The sequence below is a fragment of the Thiohalocapsa sp. genome (assembly GCF_019695415.1).
Classification (GTDB): Bacteria; Pseudomonadota; Gammaproteobacteria; order Chromatiales; family Chromatiaceae; genus Thiohalocapsa.
The window spans coordinates 1-2,961 of the sequence record NZ_JAIFKJ010000022.1 but is presented as its reverse complement, the minus strand read 5'-3'; the positions used below and the strand labels follow the sequence as shown (position 1 = coordinate 2,961).

2 protein-coding genes and 1 tRNA gene are annotated in these 2,961 nt (G+C 59.3%); all 3 read right to left on the bottom strand.

Translation table 11 applies throughout. From position 1 onward, the window contains the following. Nucleotides 1-571: 571 nt before the first annotated feature. The 3 genes from I6U14_RS00305 to I6U14_RS00295 all read right to left on the bottom strand — a co-directional run bounded on the left by I6U14_RS00305 (nt 572) and on the right by I6U14_RS00295 (nt 2,722). Nucleotides 572-644, bottom strand: a tRNA-Met gene (locus I6U14_RS00305). Between the two features lie 120 nt (nt 645-764). Then, on the bottom strand, nt 765-1,016 hold the full coding sequence (locus I6U14_RS00300; protein WP_296895927.1) for a hypothetical protein: 252 nt from the start codon (nt 1,014-1,016) through the stop codon (nt 765-767). Continuing rightward, a complete protein-coding gene (locus tag I6U14_RS00295) occupies nt 1,013-2,722 on the bottom strand; it encodes an adenosylcobalamin-dependent ribonucleoside-diphosphate reductase (RefSeq protein WP_296895925.1) in 1,710 nt (569 codons plus the stop codon). Before I6U14_RS00295 ends, I6U14_RS00300 begins: the two co-directional genes overlap by 4 nt. Between the last annotated feature and the right edge of the window lie 239 nt (nt 2,723-2,961).

Genomic DNA, 2,961 nt, shown 5'->3' with positions numbered 1-2,961 from the left:
TGGGATGGTGGGTGGGGGTGGTGGGGCGGGGTAGGGGGTGGGCTGTGCTCTGGGGGCGTGGCTCTCGGGTTGCGAGAGACCCTATGGCACATGAGTGGATACGGTTGGGAGCGGCGGCGGCGGGCAGCCAAGAAGCGGCAGCGAAAGAAGAAACGGGAACCGGAGAGGGCCGGACCAGCTCCCGTCCGCGATAATGTTGGGCTTCTGCCCCGGCACATCGATCGCACTACCCGCGCTTTGGAAAGCTTGTCCGGAGTGCGACGGCGCTAAAAAGCCGGAGACCGTAACGATGTGTTACGGCCTCCGGTTCCAGTTTTCCAGGGAGGAAGAACGTAAATCTGTGTTCGGGCCGTGTCGTGTGTGCCGGTCTCTCCCGGCTGTCACGCCTTTCCCCTGTTTGCAGATCAGCCTCGCAGCTTCACCACCATCACAGGCCGGTTACGATCCCTGCTGTTCACGGCCGGCGTCCGCCTTCGCTCACTACCCCAAGGGACCTCTGGGGACTGTGGGTCTAAAGCCTTGAACACTCCCCACAGTATGCTGTCATGATTTCAGGCCCACGGCAGAGTTCTTGCGGCGGCCGGATTTGCACCGGCGACCTTCTGGTTATGAGCCAGACGAGCTAACTGCTGCTCCACGCCGCTTCAATTCGCCCCCGCCATTGCGACAAGGAGAACAATGACGGGGGCTTGAGAGAGGAATCATCATGTACCGTCGGCGTCACTCGACGATAACCCTGAACTTATTTCAGGATTGCCTGATTGTCAACCGCTTCCGAATTCACGCAAAAGCTGCTGTGCATAACCATACGACACCCCGAACCGCGAACGTAATTCATTGCCCGAGATGCCGGAGTTGTCCAAAATCTCCTGAAGCGCGAGATGCTTGCCGTTTTTCATCATCTCACGCTCACGCTCCCTGCTCCAGGAGCGATCGATACCTCTGAGCACATGATCAAACTGAAACTTGATAGCCAGATCCCGGGCACGTTCGCGTTCGGTGAGGTGGGCGGTCATGCAGCCTCTCCTACGGCGCACTCGCCTTCCGAGCAGTCCTTGATCTCGGTGCGGATCGAGGGGCGCTTGCCTTCCATGGTGTAGGTTGCACAGCTCTTGCCGCCGGCCTCGTAGACTTGCATGTACAGGTCCTTGAAATCTTCCCAAGCGATCGTGTTCGGCACGTTAACCGTCTTGCTGACGCTGGAGTCGACCCAGCGTGCGGCTGCAGTGAGCAGTCGAACATGGGCTTCCGGGTCAAGGTCATTGGCCGTTGGACACTCGATGCCGAGGAACTTGTAGGCATAGTCCTGAACCTGGAACGTCTGCGGCCCTTCTGGCGTGTTGACGATGCGCTGCTCGTTGTGGCTGAACACCGGCTCGATGCCGCTGGAGACGTTGTCTGCACAGAAGCTGATCGTACCCGTTGGAGCAATCGAGGTCAGGTGGCTGTTGCGGATGCCATACTCGGCAATCAGGTCGCGCACATCCGGATCGAGATTTTGCACGAACCGGCCATCGAGATACGGCTCCTTCCTGAACATCGGGAAGGCGCCGCGGCGCGCAGCCAGCTTGGCCGAAGCCCGGTAGGCCTCGTTGTTGAGACGCTGCAAGAGCAGCTCAGTCCAGACCGCTGCCTCTTCCGAACCGTAAGTCAGGCCAATCGCCGCCAGCGTGTTGGCTAGACCGGTAATACCGATACCCATGCGGCGCTTGTTCTTGGCTTCTTGCTCTTGCTCAGGCAACGGGTAGATCGTGTCGTCAACCACATTGTCGAGTGCAGTCACGATCACCGGAATGTCCGCGGCCAGCTGCTCCATATCGAAGCTGTAATGCGGGTTTTTGGCCGGGACTGGCTGGCTGATCGGCACCAGGTACTTCACCAGGTTGACCGAGCCGAGCAGGCACGCACCATAAGGCGGCAAGGGCTGTTCGCTACACGGGTTGGTGGTGAAAATCGTTTCCGCATAATGCAGGTTGTTCATCGCATTCATGCGATCGATGAAGATCACGCCCGGCTCGGCCCAATCCCAGGTCGAGCGCATGATCTTCTCCCACAACTCGCGCGCTCGAATAGTGCGATACGAGGTGCCTTCAAAGCGGAGTTCGAACATGTTGTCCGACTTGACCGCTTCCATGAAAGTGTCCGTCACCGCGATTGAGATGTTGAAGCCGGTCAGCTTGTGGGTGTTGTGCTTGGCGTGAATGAACTCCTCGATGTCCGGGTGATCGACCCGGAGAACGCCCATCTGAGCGCCGCGCCGATGGCCGCTGGAGGCGATGCACAAGCCAACCGCGTTAAAGATCTCCATGAAGCTGACCGGTCCGCTCGAATGGGATTGCAGGCCGCGGATCATGTCGCCGCGCGGGCGCAAGGTCGAGAAATCGTAGCCAATGCCGCCGCCCATGCGCATCGTCGCCGCAGCCTCGGCCGCGCGCTGCATGATGTTGCCTTCGCCCGAAACGAAGCTGTCGCTAATCTGGCCAGAAACGAAGCAGTTGAACGCCGTGGTTGCCTTCGAGGTGCCAGTTGCGGCCATGATCCGGCCGCCAGTCAAGAAGCGCTGGCTCAGCAGGAGCCGGCGAAAGCTGTGGTAGTGGTCCGGCCCGTCCGCCAGCGGCCACGCCACCCGGTTGCAGGCGTCGCGGAAGGTCTCATTATGCTGCAAGTACTTCATACGCATCACGGCTTGTGATGCAGGCGTTTCTGGCCCGTAGTGTTCCATCTGTGTCTGCCCTTTGTACTGAGAAAACGTCTGCGCCTTCTGAAATTATTTCAGCGACGATGGCGCGTCAATGCGAGATTTTTTGGAGTGTGGATTGTTATGGGATTACGGGACCTGGCCGAGCTCTTCGAAAATTAGCGTGCCGGACAGGCTCATATTCGCTTCTGGCGCAGAAACGCGCACATCGAAGCGCTGGCTGTTGTCCAGCACCGGCGCCTGTCTCTTATACCCATCCGCCG